This window comes from Rhizobacter koreensis, assembly GCF_013366375.1.
In the GTDB taxonomy this organism is placed as follows: Bacteria; Pseudomonadota; Gammaproteobacteria; order Burkholderiales; family Burkholderiaceae_C; genus Schlegelella_A; species Schlegelella_A koreensis.
On the sequence record NZ_JABWMJ010000041.1, the window covers coordinates 1 to 1,176 of the forward strand.

Here is a 1,176-nt window from a genome sequence, read left to right on the forward strand (position 1 = left end):
GGAAGGTCTGCGCAACGTGAGTCACGGCGACACCTTGACGCTCGAACTGACGATGGCAGTCCAACGAGGCAATTTCGGAGGTGCGACAGGGGATTCGCGGCGCCGCGCTCGTTGTTCGAGGCGCCTCGGTGGCCATCAGACGCACTCATCCCTGCAGCCTGATCAACTGCCTTCGCGCCATCCACAGATTGGACAGCGCGAAGAGCGTGACGATCTGCGCCGTGTTCTTGGCCAATCCTCGGTAGCGCACCTTCGTGAACCCGAACTGGCGCTTGATCACCCGGAACGGGTGCTCGACTTTGGCGCGGATGCTGGCCTTCATCCGTTCGACGCGCTCGGCCACCATGTCGGGATGGATGAACGGGTTCAAGCGCCTGCGCAAGCCCGGCCGCATTGCCACGTGCCACGTGGGCCCCGCCGCCTCGGTCCGCTTGTGCACGCCCTGGTAGCCGGCGTCGCCGAAGGCCGCTTCCTCATCCCCGTGCAGCAGCGCCCCAGCCATGTTCAGGTCGTTCATGTTCGCCGCCGTGCCCGCAACCGTGTGCACCAGGCCGGAGTGCGCGTCGACGCCGATGTGTGCCTTCATCCCGAAGTACCAGTTGTTGCCCTTCCTGGTCTGCTTCATCTCCGGGTCGCGCTCACCGTCGGCGTTCTTCGTCGAACTCGGCGCCGAGATGAGCGTCGCGTCTACCGCAGTGCCGGTGCGCATCATCAGACCCTTGGCTTGCAGGATGTCGTTGACAACCCGCAGCATGTCGACTGCAAGGTTGTGGCGCTCGAGCAGGTGCCTGAAGCGAAGGATGGTGGTCTCGTCAGGCAGCCGAGCGGCCACGCCATCGAGCTTGGCGAACTCTCGGTACAGCGGCACATCGTGCAGCGCCTCTTCCATCGCCGGGTCGCTCAGGCCGAACCATTGCTGGAGGTAGTGAATCCTCAGCATGGTGGCAATGCCGAACGGCGGCCGCCCCGTCTTTGCCTTCGGATAGTACGGCTCGACGATCTGGACCAACACCGCCCACGGCACCACCCGTTCCATCTCCTCCAGGAACTCGCGCTTGCGCGTCTTCTTGGTCGACAGATTCAAACCCAGGCCCAACTGCTTCATGGCTTCAGCGCGCTTGGCGATCATGGGCCTCAATCATGCAAGCTGCGGGCCGGTTTTGCAGAGCTTCCCTA

The 1,176-nt window shown here is 63.8% G+C and carries 1 protein-coding gene; it reads right to left on the minus strand.

What is annotated here, in order from left to right:
• Window positions 1-145: 145 nt before the first annotated feature.
• Window positions 146-1,105, minus strand: coding sequence for an IS5 family transposase (locus HQN59_RS25750; protein ID WP_176071991.1), 960 nt, complete (start codon window positions 1,103-1,105; stop codon window positions 146-148).
• Window positions 1,106-1,176: the final 71 nt, after the last annotated feature.